Below are 26,359 nucleotides of genomic sequence, written 5' to 3'. Positions count from 1 at the left end.
GATGCTCCTTTTACCTTTTTTTACTGTATTTTATTTAGTTAGACGCCATTAAAGCAAAAAACTTATCAATGTTTGGTAATATAACAATACGTGTACGTCTGTTTCTAGAGCGTCCTTCTTTAGTATCGTTTTCTGTTATCGGTTGGTAGCTACTTCTTCCAGATGCAATTAATTTTTCTGGCGCAACACCAAAGTCTTTTTGAAGTTTTCTAACCACAGAAGTGGCACGTAAAACACTTAAATCCCAGTTGTCTGCTACTTTACTTGTGCTAATACTTCTAGAGTCTGTATGCCCTTCTATCATAACATCTAAACTTGGCTCAGAATTTATGACATCAGCTAACTTTTGTAAAATTTTATCTGCTTTTTTGTTAATTCTGTAACTTCCGCTGTTAAATAACATTTTGTCAGATATAGATATCATTACTACAGTTTGGTCTATGCTTATTGAGATATCATCGCTTTCGTCTAAATCTGTTGTATCCACAAAACGCTTAAGGTTTAATGATAAGGCAAGATTCATAGAGTCTTCCACCGTTGTGTAATATTTCATTACATCAGGACTTACTTTGCTTAACGTTTCGCGCATTCCAATTTTTGCTTTTTCAGAAATAACAGCTTTATTGCCAACTGCATCAAATTTAGTCTGATTCTCTTCAGTTAATACGCCAACCTCATTAGTAAGGTTGTTAATCTTAGAGTTATAATCATTTACTCTAGATTCTATTTTCGCGAATTTAGCTTCTAAATCTTCTTTTTCAACTTGAGTTTTTTGTAATTGGCTAGTAATTTCGCCATTTTGCTGTTCTAGTGCGACATATTTCTTTTTAGATACACATGATGCTAATACTATTAATGCTAGTAGTGAGATTGCTGTTTTTTTCATATTTTGTTTTAACTAATTAATTATAGTATTTACGCACAGCATCACTTTTTAGATGTTTTAAAGTCTATTTTTTTAAGATATCTGTTCCTAAATACTTGTCATCCTTGTTATAGTACCAAGCACGTACTTTTGGAATTTTTATTTGATTTACCTCTAATTGCTCTGTTAGCAAAATATATTCTCCAGTATCTAATTTTAGTTTTCCTTGGTCATCTGTTTTAAAAAATTGATATACTTTCATTGCAAAGGTTTCAGGGTTAAAATAGAAAAACCAAACATCGCTTCCAACAGCTTTATCATAAGATGCTTTTAAGACTAAGTAGTCTTTTCCTTTAAATGTTTTTTGTTGTACTGTTTGGTCTATTATTGTTCCTGGATCTTTTAACTTCATAGGTAAACCGTATAGATAAGTGTAGTAATTTTTAAACATTTTGGCTCTTTCACAACTTAAATTATGTGTCTTAGCAAAGGCTGCTGTTATTTTAGAATTACCGTTATACGTTATGTTACAGGTGTCTTTTCTAACAGTATATTCTGTAGCTATGGTATCTCTTACAGCTTTTAAATAGAAAGTTTCTTGTGGTAGGTTTATTATAATTTGACTATCTCTACTTGAACTTTTAGGCAGTTCCATTGTTACATTTAAAGTGTCATTAAAGTTGGTCCATTGATTATTTGGATCGTGATATTTTATAGCGTTCTCTAGTAATTGTTGACCAGTCAGAGTTTGACCAAAAGAGTAGGTTAAGCTTAAGCTGAACACTAATATAAATGCGACTTGTGATAATTTCATATTATAATTTATTTACTAAAATACAAAATATAGGTAAGGTTAAACTAATCCGTAGTATTCTTGTTGTCTTTTGAAGATCTTTGTAATTAATTAACTTAGCATTAAATATTGATTTTTGATGAATACAAAGCTTAAAGAAGTAGCAATTGTTTTTTTTAGATTAGGGTGTTTTGCTTTTGGTGGTCCAGCAGCACATATTGCTATGATGGAAGAGGAGGTAGTAACCAAAAGAAAATGGATGACTAGATCGTATTTTTTGGATTTAATTGGGACTACTAATTTAATACCAGGACCAAACTCTACCGAAATGACCATGCATTGCGGTTATGAGCGTGCTGGTAAAAAAGGGTTGTTTGTAGCAGGATTGGCTTTTATCTTTCCGGCCATTATTATAACTGCTATTTTGGCTTATTTTTATGTTAAGTATGGTGATTTGCCAAAAGTTAAACCTTTTGTAATTGGTATAAAACCTGCAGTTTTGGCTATTATTGCGTCTGCGGTTATCAAATTAGGTAAAAAAGCGGTCAAAACAATAGAACTTACTGTAATTGGTGTTTTGGTTTTGGTAGCTAGTTTATTAGGTGTCAACGAGATTTTTGCATTGCTAACAGCGGGTGTAGTTGGGATGCTTTATTTTTATTTAAAAGCGCGCAAGGTTAATAGTCTAAATTCTATAATGCCCTTTTTTCTGGTGTCTGGTGTTAGTGCTTCTATTTTAAAAATAACAGCTATTAATGTGTTTTGGACTTTTTTAAAAGTCGGTGCTATTTTATATGGTAGTGGATACGTCTTATTTGCGTATTTAGATGCCGAATTAGTAACTAAAGGCTGGTTAACTAGGGTAGAACTGTTAGACGCTATTGCAGTGGGACAATTTACGCCTGGTCCAGTTTTATCTACTTCTACTTTTATAGGGTATCAATTGTCTGGATTATCGGGAGCATTAGCTGCTACGACTGGTATTTTTTTACCTTCCTTTTTATTTGTGCTTATTTTAAACCCTTATATCTCAAGAATGCAACAATCTAAAGTATTGCGTTACTTTTTGGATGCTGTAAATGTTGCTGCAGTTGCTATAATGCTAGCGGTTTTAATTATTATGACTAAAGAAACATTAGTAGATTGGAAAACAATAGTTATAGCCTTGACTGCTGTGTTTTTAGTGTTTAAAACCAAGGTTAGCACTATTTGGGTTATTATAATTGGAACAGCCTTAGGTTATATATTATTTGGTTTGTTTTAAATAAAAAAAGCCACCTTAATAAAAGGTGGCTTTATAAATTATAAGTTAACTGTAGTTTATTCTTCTTCTATTTTTGCAGGAGTAACAGACGCATCGTGTGCATTGTGATACTCTTCTAAAAGATTCATAGTTGCACTAAGTAAATCTTTAGTTTCTGATAGTAAGTTAAAATATAAAGTTGTGTTTTTTGGACTAGACTCTTCCGTTCTAGTACGTTCTACTTGCTTTAATATTTTAGAAGTCACTAGTTCCATGATTTCTTTCTTTCTACCTAGAATATCTCCTATTTCTTCGAAAGATCCTGAATTAAAAGCGTTTTGCGTGTTATTGAAAAACAAATCAAAACGACCATCAATTTCTTTTAACTCTTTAATTTGACTGAATTTCAATTTTTTATGATTGTTATTCACATGCTTATGACTCATTTTAGTAATGTAGTCTAAAGACTGTGTCATATCTTGTAAGTATCCTAATATGTTAATATAAAAGTTACTTGCATTTAAACTAGATTCATCTAAATTTTTAATAAAATAGAATATGTTATCTCTTAGAGAATCTACTTCGTCAGATAATTTAATGACCTGTTTTTTGTTTTTCTTAAGTAAAACACTGTCTTGTTTAGCTAAACCATTAATAGCGTTAGTGTAAATTTTGTTTCCTCTTTTTACAACGTTAGCAATGTTTTTTGCACTTTCGTGAATAACACCTTGTACAGAACTACTTTCTGAGTCTGTTAAGCTATCTTCAGGAATTGTTTTGTTAGATGTTTCTTTGTGTGCTAAATAGTTTCTTACTAGTAATATTGCTGTCAGTAACAATAATATTGGCGCCATTACTTTAGGATTCCAATTGATTAAGAATACTACAGTTCCAGCCGCAAAAAAGGCTCCAAATGCAGTTCCAAACCAACCACCAATAACATTTAATACGCCAGCTACTCTGTAAACAGCGCTCTCACGTCCCCAAGCGCGGTCAGCAAAAGAAGTACCCATGGCAACCATAAACGTCACGTAAGTTGTAGATAAAGGTAATTTCATAGAGGTTGCTAATGCAATTAATACTCCAGCCACCATTAAGTTTACTGCTGCTCTAATCATATCAAAAGCAGGTAAGTCTTTACTTTGTGCTTTAGTTAAAGCTTTTGCACTTGGTTTTTCAAAGCTTCTTCCTATTTTTTCCTGTGTAGATTTTGGTATTATTACACTTAGGTAATCAGATAAAGCAGAGGTTCCTTTTACAATACCTCTTGATAATATGTTTGGCTCAAATTTTTCATGTGTATCACCTTGACTAGATAAGCTAATTTCCGTCTCAGCAACTGTTTTTGCTTTTTTAGAAAACCATAACGTTAATACCATGATACCACCAGCTATAAATAATAATAATGGCTCTGCAGGTACTTTTTTCTCTAAGACTGCCATAGAGAAATCTGCTGGTAATGTCCCTGATGTTAAAAAAGCATTTTGCATGGCTTCAAAAGAGTGGAATGCTGCCATAGGTACACCAATAAAGTTTACTAAGTCATTTCCTGAAAAGGCTAATGCAAGACCAAATGTACCAACAGCAATTACTATAATTAAAACACTTTTTTTAGTTAACTTTTGAAAAGCATAAGAGAACAAAGTCCATACTACAATACTTCCAAGTATGATGTATAGCTCGTTTCCTTCTATTGATCCTTTGATGCTTTTATAAAAAGGTGTTCCTTTTAATCCTTTTAAGAAAATAAAATATGTGATTGCAGCTAATGATACTCCTCCAAATATTGCACCAAAATGTTTAGATTTTTTCTCATATTGAAACGTGAATATTAAACGAGAAACCCATTGTACTAATGCACCAACAGAAAAGGCTATAAACACGGACATGACTATTCCTGTTATAATTTCTATAGCTTTCTTGGTATTAATGTAGTTTCCTAAATCTGCAAAAGTTTGCGTGTCTGACCCGCTAATTTTAATTAAAGACATAACAACCGCAGCCCCTAACAAATTAAATACAATCGAAACTGTAGTAGATGTAGGTAATCCTAAGGTGTTAAAAAAGTCTAATAGTAAAATGTCGGTAATCATAACAGCCATGAAGATGTACATGATTTCTTCAAAGCTAAACATGGCAGGTACAAAAATACCTTTTCGTGCTACCTCCATCATTCCGCTTGAAAACACAGCTCCAATAAATATACCTAAACTAGCAACTATCATTATAGTACGCATAGAAATGGCTTTAGAACCAATAGCAGAATTTAAAAAGTTGATCGCATCATTACTTACACCAACAACAATATCAACTACCGCCAACACTATGATGGCAATCAACATAAATAAATAAATATTATCCATAATTTTTAATTAAAATAAGTTTGCAAATATCTTTACTGTTTTCCATTGCAATGTTACGACAATGTTATGTTTTGACTTTAAAAATGAATGTCAAATCCTAGTCTAAAAGTAATGTTATCCTCGTTACCATCAACTGTTGTGTAACTTAAGTCCGTTTGTACTTTTAGTTTATGTCCAACAAGATATCTAGAACCTCCCAGTGTATATTGTTTTGTTGGAAGACTTCCTGTAACGCTGTCGTATGTTAATGATGTAAAACGACCTGCAAGTTCATAATTAGTTTTAAATAAGTAACCCGCTTGTAGGTTTATTGCATTTCCAACCAATACAACATCTCCAGTTGGCGTTGTACCATCTGTGTCTAAAGCAATTGGGTTGTCGGTATCGCGATTAGCATATTCTGCCATAAAAGAGAACCCTTGGTATTTAAACATGGCATCAGCAAAAAGCGTTGTCACATTAGTTTCGTATAAACTACCATCACTTTTAAACATATAGTCTCCTAGACCACTACGTTCTCTAACAGCATTTTGGTTGTAGTTATATGTGAATCCTACCATTAATTTTGGTGTTTCTTCACGTTTTAAATCTGCTTGAACATAATCTCCTTTTGATTTAAATGTTCCGAAAGGTAAAAGTTCTAAACGAGCAGTGTATTGCAAACCACCTTCGTTTCCTTCTGAAACATTACGACCTTCTCCTTGAGAAATTGCTAATTTTTCACGCATTAAAAACCCACCACCTAAGTCTGATTTATGTCTAAGTTGAAGTCCTAAATCACGGTCAATATTAAAACGACTGTTTAACATAGAACGATCAATAAGTTGAAGATTGGCTGAAGATACCACACGCTCTACGTTACCAGGTAATTTTGTTTGACCTGCCCAAAGCTCCCAGTTTTCTGCAAAATGCCACATAATAACAGCATCTAAGATATATCTAGGTGTGTTACGGTTAAATTGATTAGCTCCAGAGATGTCTCTGTTAGATAATCCTAATTCTAGTTTGTATTTTAATTTTGGGCTGTAAGCAAAACCATCAAATTTTAAACGTGCACGACGTACAATAAAATTGTGTTCTGGACTTGTGTATTGTGATCCATCATGGTCCCATGATGACATTGACCTTACTTGGAAGCGAGGCGCAAACTTTACGCTAAAAGAACTGTCCTTTGCAGTAAAATTGATTAACCCTTTTCCAAAAGAGGTGTCACTTATTTCTTGTGCGTTTACAGATAATGTAAAGCACATAAAAAGTGCTAAGTATAGAATACGTGTCATGTTAAGTTATTAGTTTTTGTCGCTGCAAATAACCAACACTAATGTTAATTTAACGTTTCCTAAGTATTACTATTTTATGTTTTTTTTAACAAATAAAGGCTGCTTTGGCCTAAAGCAGCCTTATTAGAAATCATAATAATGTAGTCGACAAAAACTAATAGATTATATGACGTACTAATTGTGTTGTCTTAAGACACTAACAAATATCACTAAGTAAGGTGATATTAATGTAACCCTAATATTATCTAATTATTAAGGATTATTGTGTTAAATAATTTAATTAAACAATTGTAAATCAGGCTATTGTGTTTCTTATGTTAATTTAATGTTACGTAAATGTTGTATAAATGTTATGTAATGTGTATATTTGGTATATAATATTAAAAACCCATAATTATGAAGAAATCAATTTTAGTTTCAATTGCTTTTTTATTTACTGTGGTTTCTTTTGCTCAAGACAAAAGAGATTTAAAGCTAAATGCAAACACTAACTTAATAGATGTTGTTTATTATCATGACAATGGAGTTGTAAGCCAAACAGGTGCTTATACTACAGATGGTAAATTACAAGGTGAGTGGTTGAGTTTTGACACGGAAGGCAAGAAACAAGTTTCAGCAAATTATGATAATGGTAAAAAAGTCGGCAAGTGGTTTTATTGGAATGATGCCACTCTTAAAGAAGTAGATTATACGAATAACAAAATTGCTAACGTTAGCGAATGGAAAGTAAAAAATCCAGTAGCAACAAGTAATTAAGTTACAATACAAAAAAAAGCCTTGCATTCGCAAGGCTTTTTTTTTGATAATAATTTAGATTTAGTTGATTGTCCAACCTGCTCCCCAAGTTGTGTAATCTGTACCTGTTGCAGTATCTTCTCCAGTTGCAAAGTCAGCATCTGTAAATGTTACAGTTGTATCATTTTTTACTTTATCTGTTACGTCTACAAAAGTAACACCTGTTACTTGAAGATCATCACTAACAACACCGTTTCCAGTTTCTAAATCATCTAAGTCAAAACCTTCAGCATATCCAGTAATCATTATGTTACTAAATAAACCTTGTGTTCCTGCTCTTAATCTTACTGCTTCAGAAGAGTTAGCAGAACCTTCTCCAACTATAGTTACATTGTTTACTGTTGGTTTAGAGAATATTCCAGTAGCATTGCTAAAGTCCGTGTTGTAACCATCTGCTTCGATAGCTTTGTCGTCAGACGCTCTGTTAGAAATGTATACATGTTCTAATGTTCCAGAAAAACCTTCTGTCCAGTCTACAGAATCGTCTTCTGCATTAATTACAGAGATGTAGCTAGCATTAACTGTTCCTCCAAAAAACTCGATACCATCATCTTTTCCTGCGTATGCTTGGATGTAGTTTACAGAAGTTGCATTACCAACACCGTAAAAAGAGAATCCGTTGTTTTCAGATTGTCCATCTGCAGCACCACCAGAATACTCTACACGTACATAGTTTAAAGATCCAGAATTGTCATTTGCTACATTTCCTCCGTAAGGTAAACTTGCAATTTCTGATGTAGCAGTGTTTGTTCCTGTTACAGAATTGATAGGTGCTTTTCCTAATATGATTAATCCTCCCCAATCTCCAGCAGCTGGACTTGCAGCGTCAGAAGTAAATACAATAGGACAATCTGCAGTACCGTTTGCTATAATTTTTGCACCCTGAGATATTGCAATGTAGACATCTGCTCCGGAAGCTAATGCTTGAATTGTCATACAAGCAGGGATAGTTAATGTTGTACCACTTGTCATTATTAAAGATCCATTTAACTTGTAAGTGTTGTTTGCATCTAAAGTTAAGTCTTCAGTATAAGTTCCAGATAAGAAAATAGTTGCAGGGTCTGTTGTTCCGTCTCCTCCAGAGTTGTTGTTTGTAACACTATTGTCATTAATTACAATATCAGAAGTGTCATCTGTTGAACAAGAGAATACCATTGATGCTAATGCTAAGCCTAAAATTATTTGTTTTTTCATTGTTTTTGGTTTTAGTTGTATTTTGTGTTTAAGTTTATTTTGTTAAAATTTATATTTAAGTTGAAGTCCTACATTTAGTCCTCTTTTGTAATCTGTTACTCCTTTACCGTTAGCAGATACTACTAGTACATCGCCTTGATTTTGGTCTTCTCTTACGTATTGAATGGTTGGGTTTAATAAGTTTTTAGCGCTAAGGTTGATTTCAAAATTGTCGTTGATTGTGTTTTTCCAGATAAAGTCTAATGTTGGAACACTTTTCTCAACAATATTTCCTAAGTCTCCAGATCCTAAAGCGTCTATTCTGTCAGAGAAATATGAAAAGACTAGGTTGGCAACAGGCTTGTAGTTTTCGAAAGTAGGCGAGTAGCTAACATCTGCATTTAAGATAAAAGGGGATGCGCCTTGTAATTGATCTTCAGTTTTATTGAATGCTAAATCAAATGTGCCATCTATATTTTCGTATAAATCTTGATTTGTTTTCATGTAAGTTGCGTTAACTCCGAAGGATAAATTAGTATTATCATCTTCGTCCACTAAAATGTCTTTTCTTAATTCGACTTCAATACCATAAACGGTTGCTTTGTCTCCTGTTCTAACATATCGTTGTGTTCCGGTAGCATCTCCAACAACAACAAGGTTGATAGGATCTTCAATTTGTTTTGTAAAAGCACCGATAGATACTATTTCACTTCTACTAAAAAACCATTCGTATTTAAGATCTATGTTTAAAACATTTGAATAACCAAGGACATCAGGATTACCACCAATACGTGTCGATACGTCTTCATATACAAACGGTGCTATTTCTTTAAATTCTGGTGTCGACACCGTTTTACTAGCAGATAATCTAAGATTTTGATCATCGCTTAAACTGTATTTAATATTTAAACTTGGTAGTATAAATGTTTCTTTAGAGGTTTTAGAATCTACCCCGTTGTTACCTAGGTTTATTACATTGTAATCTATACTTTGTTCAAAGTTTTCTAATCTTACACCTGGTACAAATAACCACTTGTCTCCGGCTTTGATTTCTGCGTCAGCATAACCTGCATATACATTTAGTTTACCATTATATGTATTTTCAAAAAGCCCAGGTCTGTTAGTATTTGATAATGTAGGATATGGTTTTAAAACCTTGATTTGATATAATCCAGAATCTCCAGTATTTAAGTTTAGGTTGTCTAAGTTAAAAACAGCATTAAGGTTATTTACATCTGCAATTTGGTAACCTCCATCAATGATGTCATATCCATATCTGATGTTATTAAATTGTCTTGTTTTGTGTCTACCGTTGTATCCAAAATTGAATTTAAGATTATCGTTAACGTTATAAGCAAGGTTAACACGACCGTTATATTCGTCGTCTTCAATTTTTTGGAAGTAACGCTGGTTATCGAACACGACATTACTATAAAATGTTGGATTTGTTGTTGGGTCGTTATCCAATGCGTAATCGTAATTTTCTACACTAAAACGCTTACGGTCTGGTTGGTCAGAGAATACTTTGTTGTATCCAAAACCCCAGTCTAATTCAAAATCACCTGATTTGTGATTTCCTATTAATTGATTGACAAACATTTTAGTTTGGTCAAATTGTATGTTTTGTTGGTAAAACCCTTTGTCTGTGTTTAATATGGCATCTCTGTTGCGTCCCTGTCCGTCAATACCAAAGTAGCCAACCTCGTCAGAAGAACTGTTTATGAATACCGAATTAAAGCTAATTCTGTTATCACTATTTATTTTATAGTTTACATTAGCCATAGCAGTTGTAGTCGTAGAATATTCAAACTCCTCTGAGGCTTCAAATGCTTTTTTCTCTACAGTAGAGAAATCTACAGACTTTCCTTTTCTGTACTCGTAGTTGTTTTCGAATCCACCCGTTAAAAAGAAACTTAATCTAGAACCATTTTCAAAATTGAAAGAACTTCCTCCAGAAGCGCCATAGGCAACATTAATAGGTGTGTCCACAGCAACTGCATCTACACCATGAGATAATACAATCGCAAACGGATTATGCTCGCCACGTCCATAATATCCAAAGTATCCAGTCCCTTCGCTTCTTACAAAATTTTTATCTATTGCATTGGTATTAAAACCTGTTCCAGAAAAGGCTTCTACAAAACTACCGCCTTTATGTTCTTTAGAAGTAATGTCTACATTACCGGCAGCAAAATCGCCATAAAACTGAGACGCATAAGCCTTACTTATTGAAACGTTTTGAATAACGTCCGAAGAGAATAAGTTTAAGTCAATGTTTTTCTTGTTAACATCATTAGATGGTAATGATAAACCATTCATTGTTGTGTTAAGGTATCTATCACCAAGCCCTCTTACATACACATTGCTTGAGCCTTCTTGTTTAGACACACCAGATATTTTGGCAACAGCACCAGCCGCATCGCTGACTCCTTTTCTAGATAATTCTTCAGCACCAATAATTTGTTTTATTTCGACTGCTTTTTTCTGTTCTAATAATAAAGCTGTTTCACTTTCTCTTTTAGTAGTAACAGTTTCTAGTACAACTTCGTCTAATGTTGCAGCGCTTGCGCCCATCGCAACATTGATTTCTGTGTTTTTACCAGCTTCAACCGTTGCTGGTATAGTTTGCGTTTCATATCCAACAAAACTAAACTCTATATTATAGGTTCCCGGTTTAAGATCAGAAAAGGTATAGCTTCCATCCATATCAGATGTTGTTCCGGTTGTAGTTCCTTTAATAAGGATGTTTGCAAAAGATAACGGTTCGTTATTAAACTCCTTATCTGTTAGTGTTCCAGAAACAGATCCGTTTTGTGCGTAAGTTGCAATGCTAAGCAAAGCAAAAAGTAAGTATGTAAAATTTTTCATTTTGACTATTAAATTCTTCATGCAAAGAAACTTCGAACTTGTAAAGTCAAGGTTAACTAGAGATTAATAGTTGATGACCAAAAAGTTAGGATAATGTTATGTAATTAATCTATCTGTAATTTTCTCCAAACGTTAAGTTAACATTGGAAAGTGCTTTACTTTATTTATCAAATAGTTATCTTGCATTTCAAAATATGGACTATGATTTGGGAACAGTTACTCTCTTTAAAACGCTTTGGCGATACCAATAAAAGATTACGAAAAGAACAAGACGAGACCCGTTTAGGGTTTGAGGTAGATTATGACCGTGTCATATTTTCTTCAGAGTTTAGAAGTCTTCAAGACAAAACACAAGTAATCCCTTTATCCAATACAGATTTTGTGCATACACGCTTAACACATAGTTTAGAGGTTAGTGTCGTAGGACGATCTTTAGGTAGAAAGGTAGGGCAGAAAATTTTAGAGAAACACCCACATCTTCAAAATATACATGGTTACCTTCCAAACGATTTTGGAGCCATAGTCGCTTCTGCTGCTTTAGCGCACGATATAGGAAATCCACCTTTTGGGCATTCTGGTGAAAAGGCAATAGGAGAATATTTTATTTCTGGCGAAGGACAACAATACAAAGACCAATTAACAGATAAAGAATATCAAGACCTTTGTGATTTTGAAGGAAATGCTAATGGTTTTAAAATTGTAACACAGAGTAGGGTTGGACGTGAAGGTGGTTTAAGATTAAGTTATGCTATTTTAGGTGCTTTTACAAAATATCCAAAAGAATCATTACCAAAAAAACCAACCAAGCATATAGCCGATAAAAAGTACGGTTTTTTTCAAACTGAAAAAGAAGCGTTTATTGATGTTGCTAATGAGCTAGGTTTAGCTAGTAGAGGTCAAGACGGAGATATTAGTTACTCACGTCATCCATTGGCCTTTTTAGTAGAAGCAGCAGATGATATTTGTTACACTATAATTGATTTTGAAGATGGTATTAATTTAGGATTAATCCCAGAGGAATACGCTTTAGAATACCTTATTAATTTAGTAAGAGACTCCATAAATACTAAAAAATACCACCAACTTACAAATACTAAAGACCGAGTAAGTTATTTAAGAGCATTAGCGATTAATACTTTAATAAACGAAGCAGTTACCATTTTTATGGATAATGAAGACGCGATTTTAAATGGTGATTTTAATATTAGCTTGTTAGATAAAAGTAAGTACGAGGCGCAGATTAATGATATTATTAAATTAAGTATTGATAAAGTCTATCAGTCGGAAGAGGTCGTAGATAAAGAGATTGCTGGCTATCAAGTTTTAAATACCTTATTGCATACGTACAGTAAAGCTATTAATAATAACTATGCTGGGACTGGTTCTAATTACGATAAGTTGATATTAAAAGGCTTACCTTCTACCTTAGATTTAAATACAGAAAGTTTATATGTTAGATTATTAGACGTGTGTCATTTTGTGTCTAGTTTATCGGATAGTCAGGCCATCCTTCAATATAAAAAATTAAGAGGGTTTAGTTTCTAAGCTAAACGTGTTAAAAATAGGCTTAGGCTTTTAGAGTCAAGCTGAATAGATTGCTGTAATTCTAAAACGGTTCCGTGTTCAATAAACTGATCTGGGATTCCTTTTAGAATTACCGTATTCTTATAATTATGTTTTGCTGAAAATTCGGCTATTGCACTACCAAATCCACCTATAACTGAAGCATCTTCAATAGTAACAATAGTCTTGTGTGTTTTAAATACCTCATGAAGCATGTCTACATCCAATGGTTTTACAAAGCGCATATCATAATGAGAAAATGCTGAGGTATCTTCCATTAAATCTAGCGCTTCCGTAACGTTTTTTGCGATACTTCCAATAGAAAGAATTGCGGTTGTTGTCCCTTGTTTTAGACAGTGTCCTTTACCAATTTCAATTTTAGAAAACGGTTGTTGCCAATCTAAGTTTTCGCCACGTCCTCTAGGATATCTAATAGCAACAGGTTGTTTTAGTCCCAACTGCGCAGTGTACATAATATTACGTAGTTCAATTTCGTTTCTAGGCGCAAATAGTATTAGGTTAGGGATGCAACGTAAGTAGGCTATATCATAAACACCATGGTGTGTTGCGCCATCTTCGCCCACCAAACCAGCACGATCTAAACAGAAAATTACAGGTAAGTTTTGTAGTGCCACGTCATGTATTACTTGGTCGTAAGCACGTTGTAAAAAGGTCGAGTATATGTTGCAAAACGGGACCATACCTTGTGTAGCAAGTCCTGCAGCAAAGGTAACAGCATGCTGTTCTGCAATTCCAACATCAAAAGCACGTTCTGGGATTTGCTCCATCATGTATTTTAAAGAGCTTCCTGTTGGCATTGCTGGTGTAATCCCAATTATATTTTCGTTTTGTTTTGCTAATTCAACAATAGTATGCCCAAAAACATCTTGGTATTTAGGCGCTTGCTTAGTGTTTGATTTTGGATTTAATTCTCCCGTATCTTTATTAAACTTTCCTGGTGCATGATAGGTGACTTGGTTTTCTTCTGCCTGACGTAGTCCTTTCCCTTTTGTGGTTATAACATGTAAAAACTTTGGGCCTTTTACGTTTTTTAAACGCTTTAATTCTTCAATTAACAGCGGTAAATTATGCCCATCTATTGGTCCAGAATAGTCAAAGTTTAAAGCTTCAAAAATATTGTCTTGTTTTTCTGTGCCTTTTTTGACGTTGGTTAGGTATTGTTTTAACGCACCAACACTTGGGTCAATACCAATAGCATTGTCGTTTAAGATAACTAATAGGTTAGCGTCAGTAACGCCTGCGTGATTTAGGCCTTCAAAAGCCATTCCGCTTGCAATTGAGGCATCTCCAATTACTGCAATATGTTGCGTGTCTAAATCACCTTTTAATCTAGAGGCAATTGCCATACCCAAAGCTGCTGATATAGAAGTAGAGGAGTGTCCAACGCCAAACGTGTCAAAGTTGCTTTCTGATCTGTTTGGAAAACCACTTAAACCATTTAGTTGCCTGTTGGTTTCAAAACTGTCACGTCTACCGGTTAATATTTTATGTCCATAGGCTTGGTGTCCAACATCCCAAACTAGTTGGTCTTTTGGTGTATTAAATACATAATGAAGCGCTATGGTCAACTCTATTACACCAAGGCTTGCACCAAGATGTCCTTCTTTTGTAGCTACGATATTGATAATAAAATCGCGTAACTGTTTAGCAATAACAGGTAAGTCGTCTTGTTTTAAAAGACGTAGCTGTTCTGGGTTGTCAATGGTATGTAATAGATTGTTTTGCACTTAGCAAAAATACGAGATTTTATTAATCTTCTGCATCAAAAATTATGGGTAAAGTATGTATAATCGAAACGTTTTTACCATGATTTACAGCAGGGATAAGTTTTGGTAATTTTTTTATAACACGTTCTGCTTCTTTTTTTAATCCAAGATGAGGTGCTTTAATATCAATAAGTGTTATGTCACCATTGTTTTCAATTTTAAAATTTACGAAAACACGTTGTATGCCTTTTAGGTCTAAATTTATATCTGAATCTTTAGAGAAATTGGCTTTTATAAAGGTGCTTAATTGTGATTGGAAGTATTTTAGTTCTTCTTTTTTTGATAAATTTTTAGGCGTATTTTTAAACTTTGGTAATATTTCTACGTTGTAAATAGAAAAGGGTTCTGTTGTTGGATATTCTATAAATTCCATATCTCCCATAATATCTATTATAGGAGGTTCTATTTTTAGCGAATCTATTTTTACAGGATCGGGTTTCATTATTATTTCGCCAGTTGAAACATTTTCCACGATTAAAACACCATCAATAGGAGGGATTACTGCGTTAATGATTTTTGGAGGTTTAGGGGCTTTCTTTTTAGTAACAACACTATCTGTCTCAATAGGTTTCTCGATTAATCCTAAAATATCAATAACTTTATTTTTAGTCGAATCAATAACTTCTATCGTGTCAATTTTTTTTGGTGTTCCGTTTTTTGAAGAGCAGTTAAATAAAGTTGTTCCCATAATAATCATGGCTGCTAAAAAGAACGATTTATAAACACTATGTTTTTGCTGAATTAAGCTTAACGGAATTATTAAGTTTATAGAATCCAGTTGTGTTTGCTTAATATGTCCACAAATGCGTTTGTCTTTATTTTCTTGTAAAAAATCTTGAATTTGATAAGCGTCCATTTTAGTAAAATCGACAACCGTTTTGTTGCAAGATCCGCAAAAACGACCTTTGTCCTTTGGTGTCATGGTATCCCAACCTTCATGACAAGGCTCTGGTATTTTAATAGAATAATAGTTAGCCATATTATTGATATTTTTTTAATAGGCATCAAAAGTCTTGCCGATTACACTTTATTTTATCAGAAATTGTATTTTTACTGATATGATAAACCCATACGACGACACTTATTTTATGAAAAAAGCACTTCAGGAAGCTGAAGAAGCTTTTGATAAAGGCGAAATTCCGGTTGGTGCTGTAATTGTTATTAAAGACCGTATTATTGCCAGAGCCCATAATTTAACTGAGCTTTTAAACGACGTTACAGCGCATGCCGAAATGCAAGCAATTACTGCTGCTGCTAACTTTTTAGGTGGTAAGTATTTAAAAGATTGTACGCTGTATGTGACTTTGGAGCCTTGCCAAATGTGTGCTGGTGCTTTGTATTGGAGTCAGATTTCTAGAATTGTATATGGCGCAAGAGATGACGACCGCGGTTGTATTGCGCTAAACACAAAGCTACATCCTAAAACTAAAATGGAAGGTGGTGTGTTAGCTGAAGAAGCATCAGCTTTATTAAAACGCTTTTTTGTCGAAAAACGAAACTTAAATTAATAGACTGTGTTTGCGGTTTAGTGCATTAGCGATAGTAACGACATCCTTTTTGTTTTACTAAAAAAAAACAAAAAGATACAGTGGATAGCGCGACGCTTTGTAGCTTTTTGCGGAAAAGGGTAATGCCCAAATAACGGGTATTAAAGTTTACGCCTGTCGCCTTCTTTTTTACGCATGTCTTCTATTTTTTCTTTAGTTAACATATACTCTTTGGCGTCTCTGTCTTTCCATCTGTGGTACGTAAATAATGGGATAACTACAAAAAACAAGCCTAAAACACCAAAGCCTATTAACTTTTGTGCATAGTCTACTTCTAGCCAATAGCCACAAATAATACTAGCAACTGAGGCGATAAAAGATAATGCGATGATGTATTTCATGTTTTAAAAGACGTTATTTTTTGTAAAGATATAAAATGCTTTACTAAGTGGTGGTATAGTTAATTAATTGGCGTCTGTAAGCGGTTAGTAATTTTGATTTTGAAACAAATCCGAGATACTTGCCATCTTTGATTACGGGCAAATTCCATGCGTTTGAGTCTTGAAATTTGACCATTACGGCTTTCATGGAATCGGTTTTGTAGTCTATAATATCGGGTGGATTATGCATCAAGTCTTCGACTAAAGTGGTATCGTACAGTGCTTGATTAAACATGATTTCTCGGACATCATCCAAAAGGATTATACCTACTAAGGCTTTGTTTTTATTGACTACTGGAAATAGGTTTCGTGTAGATTTTGCAACGCCTTTATGTAGCATATCTCCAAGCGTCATGTTGGGGTTTAGTTTTACAAAATTAGTTTCTATCACACTATCTAAAGACATTAGGGTTAGCACGCTTTGATCTTTATCGTGGGTTAGTAATTCGCCTTTTAAGGCTAATTCTTTGGTGTAAATGGTAAAATCTATGGCGTTTTTTTTAATAATAAAGGACATGGATACCGCAATCATTAATGGGATAAATAACTCGTAACCACCCGTAATTTCTGCAATTAAGAAAATAGCAGTTAGTGGTGCATGTAGCACACCTGCAATTAATCCAGCCATACCAATTAAGGTAAAATTGGTTTCCGACACATTAAATCCTAAACCTAAATTGTTGATTATTTTGGCAACCACATTACCTAATGCGCTACCCATTACCATGGTTGGAATAAAGATTCCTCCAGCTCCACCAGCCGCAAATGTGGTGGTCATGGCTATGGCTTTAAATACTGTTATACCAATTAGTAATGCAATGACGACCCATATATTATCGTTTAGACTATCAAAAGGTGTTGTGCCTAATGCTGCCAAATGGTTTCCGGCTAATAGGTTGTTTATAAAACCAAACCCTTCTCCGTAAAGTGGAGGGATAAAATATAACATGACACCAATAGCTAATCCGCCAATAGTTAATTTGACAAGTCTAGATTTAAAACGCTCGAAGAATTTTAAAATATAGAAATACATTTTAGTGAAATAAATTGAGGCAAAACCAGTTCCGATACCTAAAGCGACGTAAAACAGAGTGTCTTTGATTTCGAATTTATCAGCAAAATTAAAGTTGAATAATAAGTCGTCACCCAAAAAAAAGTACGACGTTAACACGGAAGATACTGATGCTATTAATAAAGGTAATAACGAGGCGAAGGTTAGGTCCAAACTAAAGACTTCAACCGCAAAAATAATTGCTGCAATTGGTGATTTAAATATAGATGAAATAGCGCCTGCTGCTGCACAACCAATTAATAATGTGCGTGTTTGTTGATTAACATGAAACAGTTTGCCTAAGTTAGAACTGATTGCAGATCCTGAAGCAATAGCTGGTCCAAGTAATCCGACAGATCCCCCGAAACCAACAGTTAAAGGTGCGGTTATTAAAGGAATGTAAATTTTGGAACGCTCTATTAGTCCACTACGTTTTGATAATTTAAATAATATGGAAGGGATGGCGTGTTCTACCTTTTTTTTAGAGACATATTTGGTAAATAAATAGACTAAAAACAACCCAAATACCGGTAGTATAAAATAGACTTGATTTTTAGAAAACACGACAAGGTTATCTAAAGCACTCTCTATAGTAAACGTAATGTTTCTTAATGTTACCGCAGCTAATCCTGCCAATAGTCCAACTAGTCCACTTAAAATATAAGTAAAGTTTTTTTCGGAGATGTTTTTAATTCTCCAAATAAAAAAACGTTTATGTAGTGGCTGCTTTGGCATTAATTAAATGTAATAAAAAATCCTGCAATTTGCAGGATTTTTTATTTTTATGATTGTAAATCTAATTTAAGATTTAATTCTTTTAATTGTGCATCATCAATTGGAGCAGGCGCGTCAATCATGACGTCTCTACCAGAATTGTTTTTAGGGAACGCAATAAAGTCTCTAATAGTTTCTTGACCGCCTAAAATAGCAACTAATCTGTCAAGACCAAAAGCTAAACCACCGTGTGGTGGTGCGCCATATTCAAAAGCATCCATTAAAAATCCAAATTGAGCTTTAGCTTCAGCTTCACTAAATCCTAAATGTTTAAGCATGATAGCTTGTGTCGCTTTATCGTGTATACGTATTGATCCACCACCAATTTCGTTTCCGTTAAGGACTAAATCGTATGCGTTTGCTTTTACGTCTCCTGGGTTAGTGTCTAATAATTCTATTTGACCTGGTTTAGGTGATGTAAAAGGGTGGTGCATGGCGTGGTAATGACCGGTTTCTTCATCAAGTTCTAATAATGGGAAATCAATAACCCATAATGGAGCAAATACTTTAGGGTCACGCAAACCTAAACGTGTTGCTAGTTCCATACGTAAAGCACTTAATTGTGCACGCACTTTATTAGTGTCTCCAGACAATACACAGACTAAATCTCCTGCTTTTGCGCCTGTTTTTTCTGCCCATTTAGCTAAATCGTCTTGGTCAAAAAACTTATCTACAGATGATTTGTATGTTCCATCCTCGTTTACACGACAATAAATCATACCTAAAGCACCAACTTGTGGACGCTTTACCCAATCAATTAATTTATCTATTTCTTTACGTGTATATGCGTTTCCGCCAGGAACAGCAATACCAACGACTAATTCTGCCGAGTTAAATACACCAAAGTCTTTATGTTGTGCAACATCATTTAATTCGCCAAACTCCATTCCAAATCTAATGTCTGGTTTGTCATTTCCGTATAAACGCATCGCATCGTCATATAACATACGTGGGAATTTGTCAACCTCTACACCATTTACTTCTTTAAGTAAGTGACGTGTTAAGTTTTCAAACACGTTTAAGATATCTTCTTGCTCTACAAACGCCATTTCGCAGTCAATTTGCGTAAATTCTGGTTGTCTGTCTGCACGTAAATCTTCGTCTCTAAAACATTTTACAATCTGGAAGTATTTGTCCATTCCACCAACCATAAGCAATTGCTTAAAGGTTTGAGGTGATTGTGGTAAGGCGTAAAACTCGCCTTCATTCATTCTAGAAGGGACTACAAAATCTCTAGCACCTTCTGGAGTAGACTTGATTAAGTATGGTGTTTCAACTTCAATAAAGTCGTTACCTGATAAAAAGTTTCTAACTTCTTGTGTTACTTTAGCTCTAAAAATCAAGTTGTTTTTTACCGGATTACGTCTAATGTCTAGGTAACGGTATTTCATTCTAATATCTTCACCACCATCTGTTTTGTCTTCGATAGTAAAAGGAGGAAGTAAAGATTGGTTTAGAATGTTTAATTCTTTTACTAAAACTTCAATTTCTCCTGTTGGGATATTTTTATTTTTTGATTCACGCTCTATAACCGTACCCGTAACTTGTATTACAAATTCGCGACCAAGCTTTTGTGCTTGCTCCATCATTGCTTTAGGTGTACGCTCTTCGTCAAAAATAAGTTGTGTTATTCCGTAGCGATCACGAAGATCTACCCACATCATAAAACCTTTATCTCTTGATTTTTGAACCCAACCTGAAAGGGTAACTTCTGTATTTATATGTGATGCTGTTAACTCACCACAGTTATGACTTCTGTACATAATATTTTATTAGAAATGCAAAAGTAAAAAATCCGAAGTAAAGACTTCGGATTTTTTGTTTAAATCATTGTTGTTATTATTATAAAGAACAATTATTCTTCATTTAGTGATTCTATAGTTAACGTTTCTTCTGTTGTATCTGAAGAAAACTTAGCTCTTAACCACATTTTTAATTTAACTGATAAGAAAAATAATATTGGCACTACAATTAATGTTAAGAATGTTGCGATTAATAGACCGTAAATTACGGTCCATGCTAATGGCCCCCAAAAGACTACGTTGTCTCCTCCCATATATATGTTTGGATCAAGCTCAGCAAACAATGTAAAGAAGTTAATATTTAATCCTATAGCTAATGGTATTAGACCAAAAATAGTTGTAATTGCTGTTAGTAATACAGGTCTTAAACGTGCTTTACCAGCCTTAACAATACTTTCAAAAAGGTCTTGATTAGTTAGGTAGTCTTCTTTTTCTAAATCTAATTCGGCTTTTTTTCTATCAATAAGCAATTGTGCATAATCTAAAAGCACCACACCATTATTTACTACAATTCCGGCTAGCGATATAATCCCCACCATGGTCATCATAATAACAAAAGCACTTCCAGAAATTACAATACCACCAAATACACCAATAAAACTAAGGAAAATAGCGATCATGATTATTGTTGGTTTTGATACCGAGTTAAATTGAAAGATTAAGATGAAAAAGATTAATCCTAAACCTGTAAAGAACGCGCCAACTAAAAATAGCATTTGCTTGTTTTGCTCTTCTATTTGTCCTGTGTAATCAATTTTAATGTTTTTAGGTAAGTCTTCATAACTTTTCATTTCGTTTTGAATTTGACTTACTATGGCAGCAGCATCTGTATAACCTGGAGATAATGCAGAATACACTGTTACAACACGCTTGGTGTCTTTATGTTTAATGGCACTAAATCCTGAGTTGTTTTCGTATTTAGTAACTGCCGAAACAGGGACACTTTTTATTTGTCCAGTATTGTCTCTAAACGTAATGTTTTGATTAAATAAAGCACTTTTGTTGTATCTGTTTTCTTCGTTAAAACGAACGTAGATATCAAAATCGTCACCATCTTCTTTATAAATACCGGCTTTAGATCCAAAGATAGAACTACGTAATTGTTGTCCTACTTGTACAGCACTAATACCAAGTTCTCCTGCTTTCTGTCTGTCAATAGTAACACGCATGGTTGGCTTGTCCTTGTTAACGTCTATTTTTAGCTCGTCAATACCAGAAATGTTTTTAGTATTAATAAACTCTCGCATGTTTTCTGCGGTAGCAATTAGCTCGTTATAGTCGTCACCTTCAATTTCAATATTAATAGGTGGTCCAGCAGGCGGTCCGTTAGCATCCTTTTCGACAGAAATTAATACTCCAGGATAAATACCAACTAATGCGGCTTGTACTTCTTGACGTAGTAACTCACTATCTTCTCCACGTCTAAATTTAAACTCACGCATGGATGCTGTAATCTTCCCTTTATGAGGCATCTCTGCAGCAGATCCGCCATCAGTTTGTGGGTTTCCGGCACCTTCACCAACTTGAGCAACGGTACTTTCTACTAAAAAGTTTTTACCCTCAAACATGTATTTTTCTTGGTTTACAACTGTAAAGACACGTTTTTCGATTTCTTTAGTAATAGCATTTGTTTTCTCGATTGCTGTACCTTGAGGATACTCGATATAAACAATAATCTGATTTGGTTTGTTATCTGGAAAAAACTCAACTTTAGTTCTTTTAGCACTTAAAGACATACCAAAAGCGATAAATGACGCAATTAATAATAAGAAAGTACCAATACTTAAAACGTAAGGTCTCCATCCAGAAAGTGCACCACGTAATTGACGCTCATACCAGTTTTCTAAATTTACTAATGCTTTGTTTTGGAAGCTATTTGCCCATTTACGGATAAAGAAACGATACGCCCATAACATTACAGCTGTAAAAATCATAACGGTTCCTAAACCTTTATAAGTCCCACCAAATAATAGTATAAGGATACCAAAAGTAGCCACTATTAATGTTGTTCTGATAATTTGCTTTAATGGCATGTCTTTATCTTCAATAGTCATGAATTTTGATACCAATACCGAGTTAAAAAATATGGCCACAAATAGGGACGATCCTAAAACTACAGACAATGTTATTGGTAAAATTTTCATAAACTCTCCCATAATTCCTGGCCAGAAGGCTAATGGTGTAAAGGCTGCAACAGTTGTTGCTGTTGAAATAATAATAGGAAACGCAATTTCTCCAATACCTTTCTTGGCAGCTTCAATCCTGCCCATACCTTCGTCTTCCATTAAACGGTACACATTTTCTACAACCACAATACCATTATCAACCAACATACCAAGTCCCATAATAAGACCAAACAGGACCATTGTATTTAAACTTTGTCCAAGTAGCTCTAATATCATTAAAGACATAAACATCGACATTGGAATAGCAAAACCAACAAATAGTGCGTTTTTAAATCCTAAAAAGAACATTAAGACAGTTACTACCAGTATAACACCAAAAATAATGTTGTTTACTAAATCGTCTACTTGGCCAATAGTTTTTGAAGACTGATCATTAGTAATGGTAACCTTCAAATCTGGAGGAAATACATTAGCAATAGCATCTGCAACAATAACCTGAATTTGCTCTGCAGCAGCAACCATGTTTTTACCAGCACGCTTTTTAACATCTAGCATAACAACAGGAGCTCCGTATTCTCTAGCAAATGTTGTTTTATCTTCTTCATGGAATGTAACAGTAGCAATATCCTTAAGGTAAATAGAATTTCCTTTTTCAGATTTAACCACAAAGTTTTCTAATTCTGATGGCTTTTCAATTTCACCTAAAACTCTAATAGTACGTCGTTGTCCGCTTGCTTTTAAATTACCTGCAGACATGGTTAAGTTACCATTGTTTATAGCGCCGATAATATCATTAAAAGTAACTTGTGCAGCCATCATTTTATAGATGTCTACAGCAACCTCAACTTCTTTTTCTTGGGCACCACGGATGTCTGCTTTTTTAATTTCTTGTAAATCTTCAATATCATCTTGAAGGTATTCAGCAAAATCTTTTAATTTTTGAATTGGATAATCTCCTGAAATATTAATGTTCAGGATTGGCATTTCTTCAGATAAACTTAATTCAAACACATCAGGTTCTACTTTAGCACCATTAAAGGTTGGCCAATCTTCGCCTGACGTTTCTGTGTCAATTTCATCTTTAACCTTTTGTTTGGCTTGATCTACAGTAATACCCTCGTCAAACTCTACAATTAACATCGAGTAATCTTCTTGCGATGTTGAGGTAATTTCTACAACATTACTTACTGTTTTTAGTTTGTCCTCTAAAGGATCCGTAATTAGTTTTTCAATATCCTCAGCAGTGTTTCCTGGGTAGATAGAACTAACGTAAATCTTGGTTTCGTTTACTTCCGGAAAGTTTTCTCTAGGCATACTGAAAAAGGCAGCAATACCTAGGTAAAAGATAACAGCAATTAGCACATACATTGTGGTTTTGTTATTAATTGCCCACGATGATAAACCAAATTCTTTATCGACTTGTTTTTTCTTTTTAGTCATATTTTTTTGGTTTAGTATTTAATTACTTTAACAGTTTGTCCGTCTTTAACACTACGTGCACCTTCTTTAATAAGTTCGGCACCATTTTCTATGTTTGATAACACTTCTATAACATCACCTTGCGTTCTTCCTGTTTTGATAATAACCTTGCTAACAACACCCTCGTCGTTATCTTTTTTGTTTTTTACAACATACACGTATTGTTCTCCTTCTGCATTTTCTGATATAATGCTTTGTGGTACCAAGATGGCTTTCGTGTTTGTATAGTCGTTAATTTTAAGTCTTGCAGTTAAGTTAGGTTTGATACTTTTATCCTTGTTTGGTACATCAATCTCTACTTTAAACGTTCGGTTTGCAGGATTGATAATATCTCCAGCTTGACGGATTTTAGTATCTATTGTTTTTCCTAAAACAGGAAACTCAACCATTACATTTTTACCTTTAACGACATCTGCTACATAGCTTTCAGGGACATCGGTTTCAATATACATATTGCTTAAGTTTACAATCTGCATTAATGGTGTTTGACCAGCTCCAACAACACTTCCTTTTTCTGTAATAACATCATCTATAGTTCCACTAAATGGCGCTCTAACTGTTGTTTTATTAAGTTGTTGCTGTATTTGGTTAATAGCTTGTTGTTGCGCTTCGTAAGAAGATTTAGCTTGTAAAAACTGAATTTCGCTTCCAATTTTCTGATTCCATAAACGCTCTTGACGTTCAAAAGTTGTTTTAGCTAAGTTTGCTTGTATTTTATATTGAGCTAATTGTTGGCTTAATCCACCATCATCAATTTTAGCTAAAATTTGACCTTTAGAAACACGTTGTCCTTCTGTAACATATACGTTTGTAAGGATACCGCTAAACTCAGGTGTAATAGTTAAAAGGTTTTTGGTTGTTACGTTACCTTGTAACTCTAACACATGATTAAAGATCTCTTCTTTTGCAATAATGGTTGTTATTAGAGGAATGTTTTGTGTCGTATCTAATGTTTTAATACGGTCATCTAATAGTTTTATTTTAGAATGAATAGCATCTTGGTCTGCAACCAATGCTGCTCTTTTAGTTCTAATGTCTTCTAAGTTGTTTTTTTCTAGAACTTTTTCGACTGTATTTTTTTTATCTCCATTACAAGAGGCTAATAAAATAGCTAAAAAAGAAAGTGTTATTATATGTTTCATAATTAGTGTTTGTAAAGGGATTAGTTAGTTGTGTTTAGTAAAGTATCTAGTTCTGCTTTTTTAGTAATAACATCTAACATGGTTTGAAGTAATTCTTGTTGTGCAGTATATAATTGTGTTTGTGCTTGTCTTAAATCGAAACTAGAGCCAATACCTTCAAAAAATTTAGTTTGATTTTTTTGTTCGATACGCTCTGCTAAGGTTAAGTTATCTTTTTTGTTTTGGTAATCTTCTATTGCAAATTGGTAATCGCTTTTAGCAGCATTTACTTGAAGATTTAGCATCTCTTCAGTTTCGGTAAGATTAATTTCTGCTTTTTCTAAATTGATTGCTGCACGTTGTGTTGCTGCGCTTCTCATTCCTGAGCTAAATATTGGCACATTTAAACTCACACCAAAAATAGAAGAACCAAACCATTTTTCTTGTGTATTTGTAAAGTTGAAAGACTCTCGGTTTCCTGTGTAAGAACCATTAATAAAAGCACTTAAACTTGGTAATGCTTTACTTTTTTCTAACTTGACTAATAGCTCTTTTGCTGTCTTATCGTTTTCGGCTATTTTGTAGTCAATATTATTTTCTACGTTGTTATCAGTATCTAGTACTTCTAATTTTATGTTTTGTAATGTTAGCGCATCTAAATCCTCAGTTAAAACAGTTTTGTCATTAATAGGTTTTCCGATAGTTAAATTTAGCATTTGGTAAGCTAAATCTCTTAAACGTGTGGTATTGTTTAGTCTACTTTTTACGCTAGATAGTGTGATTTTTAATTGCTCTACACTTTCTTCTTCTTCTAAACCGTTTTCAAAAATCTTTGTTACTTCGTTTAGGTTTTTGTCCAAAACAGTAATATTTCGATTTAAAATCGAAATACTTTCTTCTGCCAATAAGACATTTCCGTAGGCATTAATTACCGCTTTTCTAACTTCTAAATCTGTTTTAGTTTTTGCGTTTTTAGAAATTTCTAAATACACTTTAGCAGATTGTAATCCCACAAGGTAAGACCCATCAAATAATAATTGACTTAAAGTAGCTGTACCAGTTAACGTGTGTCGTGATCCAACTTGTATGATTTGATCACCAAATACAAATACATTACGTTTTAATGCGTTTTGGTAATCTACTGCAGCACTAAGTTGTGGCAGTCCTGTTGCTGTAGTTTCCCATTTTTGCTTTATGGCTGCATCAATATCTAAAGCAGCATTTTTTACTGTTCGGTTATTTTCTAAAGCATAATTAATAGCCTCTTGTAAAGACAACTGTGTGGCAGTCTCTTGAGAATAGGCAATAGTGCTAAGAAGTAAACTAAATATTATTAGTATGTTTCTCAT

18 protein-coding genes are annotated in these 26,359 nt (G+C 33.9%); 4 read left to right on the top strand and 14 right to left on the bottom strand.

The features are described 5' to 3' along the window. Positions 1-34: 34 nt before the first annotated feature. Both BMZ09_RS05230 and BMZ09_RS05225 read right to left on the bottom strand, forming a co-directional pair. On the bottom strand, positions 35-886 hold the full coding sequence (locus BMZ09_RS05230) for an OmpA/MotB family protein (protein ID WP_090838170.1): 852 nt from the start codon (positions 884-886) through the stop codon (positions 35-37). Positions 887-950: 64 nt separating this feature from the next. Continuing rightward, the gene (locus tag BMZ09_RS05225) at positions 951-1,679 is read right to left on the bottom strand and encodes a DUF6503 family protein (RefSeq protein WP_090838168.1); all 729 of its coding nucleotides are present in this window, start codon (positions 1,677-1,679) and stop codon (positions 951-953) included. A gap of 118 nt (positions 1,680-1,797) precedes the next feature. Between BMZ09_RS05225 and chrA the strand changes: the two genes are divergently transcribed. Beyond that, a complete protein-coding gene (gene chrA / locus BMZ09_RS05220; RefSeq protein WP_090838166.1) occupies positions 1,798-2,922 on the top strand; it encodes a chromate efflux transporter in 1,125 nt (374 codons plus the stop codon). Between the two features lie 56 nt (positions 2,923-2,978). On the opposite strand, the gene BMZ09_RS05215 is transcribed toward chrA, so the two are convergent. Further along, positions 2,979-5,264: an inorganic phosphate transporter gene (locus tag BMZ09_RS05215; RefSeq protein WP_090838164.1), complete on the bottom strand. Its 2,286-nt coding sequence runs from the start codon at positions 5,262-5,264 to the stop codon at positions 2,979-2,981. 77 nt (positions 5,265-5,341) lie between these two features. Continuing rightward, positions 5,342-6,544 (bottom strand): porin, encoded by a 1,203-nt coding sequence (locus tag BMZ09_RS05210; protein WP_090838162.1) that lies wholly within the window; start codon positions 6,542-6,544, stop codon positions 5,342-5,344. Positions 6,545-6,940: 396 nt separating this feature from the next. Between BMZ09_RS05210 and BMZ09_RS05205 the strand changes: the two genes are divergently transcribed. After that, complete coding sequence (locus BMZ09_RS05205; protein WP_090838160.1) at positions 6,941-7,300, top strand: toxin-antitoxin system YwqK family antitoxin; 360 nt, start codon at positions 6,941-6,943, stop codon at positions 7,298-7,300. A gap of 60 nt (positions 7,301-7,360) precedes the next feature. Here BMZ09_RS05205 and BMZ09_RS05200 read toward each other — a convergent pair whose 3' ends face one another. After that, positions 7,361-8,533, bottom strand: a complete 1,173-nt coding sequence (locus BMZ09_RS05200; protein ID WP_090838158.1) for a multidrug transporter — start codon at positions 8,531-8,533, stop codon at positions 7,361-7,363. Between the two features lie 42 nt (positions 8,534-8,575). After that, the gene (locus tag BMZ09_RS05195; RefSeq protein WP_090838156.1) at positions 8,576-11,380 is read right to left on the bottom strand and encodes a TonB-dependent receptor; all 2,805 of its coding nucleotides are present in this window, start codon (positions 11,378-11,380) and stop codon (positions 8,576-8,578) included. A 201-nt stretch (positions 11,381-11,581) separates the two neighbouring features. On the opposite strand from BMZ09_RS05195, the gene dgt reads away from it, so the two are divergent. Next, entirely contained in the window at positions 11,582-12,925 is a 1,344-nt protein-coding gene (gene dgt / locus BMZ09_RS05190; protein ID WP_090838153.1) for a dGTP triphosphohydrolase, read from the top strand. Here the strand turns inward: dgt and dxs are convergent. Together dxs and BMZ09_RS05180 are read right to left on the bottom strand one after the other, a co-directional pair. Beyond that, the gene (gene dxs / locus BMZ09_RS05185; RefSeq protein WP_090838151.1) at positions 12,922-14,691 is read right to left on the bottom strand and encodes a 1-deoxy-D-xylulose-5-phosphate synthase; all 1,770 of its coding nucleotides are present in this window, start codon (positions 14,689-14,691) and stop codon (positions 12,922-12,924) included. The two genes, dgt and dxs, sit on opposite strands and share 4 nt — an antisense overlap. Before the next feature lie 22 nt (positions 14,692-14,713). Continuing rightward, positions 14,714-15,709: an energy transducer TonB gene (locus BMZ09_RS05180; protein WP_090838150.1), complete on the bottom strand. Its 996-nt coding sequence runs from the start codon at positions 15,707-15,709 to the stop codon at positions 14,714-14,716. A gap of 79 nt (positions 15,710-15,788) precedes the next feature. Here BMZ09_RS05180 and BMZ09_RS05175 point away from each other — a divergent pair, with 79 nt between their 5' ends. Then, positions 15,789-16,238, top strand: coding sequence for a nucleoside deaminase (locus tag BMZ09_RS05175; RefSeq protein WP_090838148.1), 450 nt, complete (start codon positions 15,789-15,791; stop codon positions 16,236-16,238). Positions 16,239-16,378: 140 nt separating this feature from the next. Here BMZ09_RS05175 and BMZ09_RS05170 read toward each other — a convergent pair whose 3' ends face one another. The 6 genes from BMZ09_RS05170 to BMZ09_RS05145 form a co-directional block, all read right to left on the bottom strand. Continuing rightward, positions 16,379-16,618: a hypothetical protein gene (locus BMZ09_RS05170; protein WP_090838146.1), complete on the bottom strand. Its 240-nt coding sequence runs from the start codon at positions 16,616-16,618 to the stop codon at positions 16,379-16,381. 43 nt (positions 16,619-16,661) lie between these two features. Further along, positions 16,662-18,443 (bottom strand): chloride channel protein, encoded by a 1,782-nt coding sequence (locus tag BMZ09_RS05165; RefSeq protein WP_090838144.1) that lies wholly within the window; start codon positions 18,441-18,443, stop codon positions 16,662-16,664. A 47-nt stretch (positions 18,444-18,490) separates the two neighbouring features. Then, on the bottom strand, positions 18,491-20,245 hold the full coding sequence (gene aspS / locus BMZ09_RS05160; RefSeq protein ID WP_090838142.1) for an aspartate--tRNA ligase: 1,755 nt from the start codon (positions 20,243-20,245) through the stop codon (positions 18,491-18,493). A gap of 92 nt (positions 20,246-20,337) precedes the next feature. After that, positions 20,338-23,850: an efflux RND transporter permease subunit gene (locus BMZ09_RS05155; protein WP_090838140.1), complete on the bottom strand. Its 3,513-nt coding sequence runs from the start codon at positions 23,848-23,850 to the stop codon at positions 20,338-20,340. Between the two features lie 11 nt (positions 23,851-23,861). Then, the gene (locus BMZ09_RS05150; RefSeq protein ID WP_090838138.1) at positions 23,862-25,031 is read right to left on the bottom strand and encodes an efflux RND transporter periplasmic adaptor subunit; all 1,170 of its coding nucleotides are present in this window, start codon (positions 25,029-25,031) and stop codon (positions 23,862-23,864) included. A 20-nt stretch (positions 25,032-25,051) separates the two neighbouring features. Further along, positions 25,052-26,359 carry a TolC family protein gene (locus tag BMZ09_RS05145; RefSeq protein WP_090838136.1) on the bottom strand — a complete coding sequence of 436 codons (1,308 nt, stop codon included), beginning with the start codon at positions 26,357-26,359 and terminating at the stop codon, positions 25,052-25,054.

The sequence above is a fragment of the Olleya namhaensis genome (assembly GCF_900114005.1).
GTDB lineage: Bacteria > Bacteroidota > Bacteroidia > Flavobacteriales > Flavobacteriaceae > Olleya > Olleya namhaensis.
Note: the sequence above shows the minus strand (reverse complement) of the source record. Positions and strands in the feature narration are given on the sequence as shown.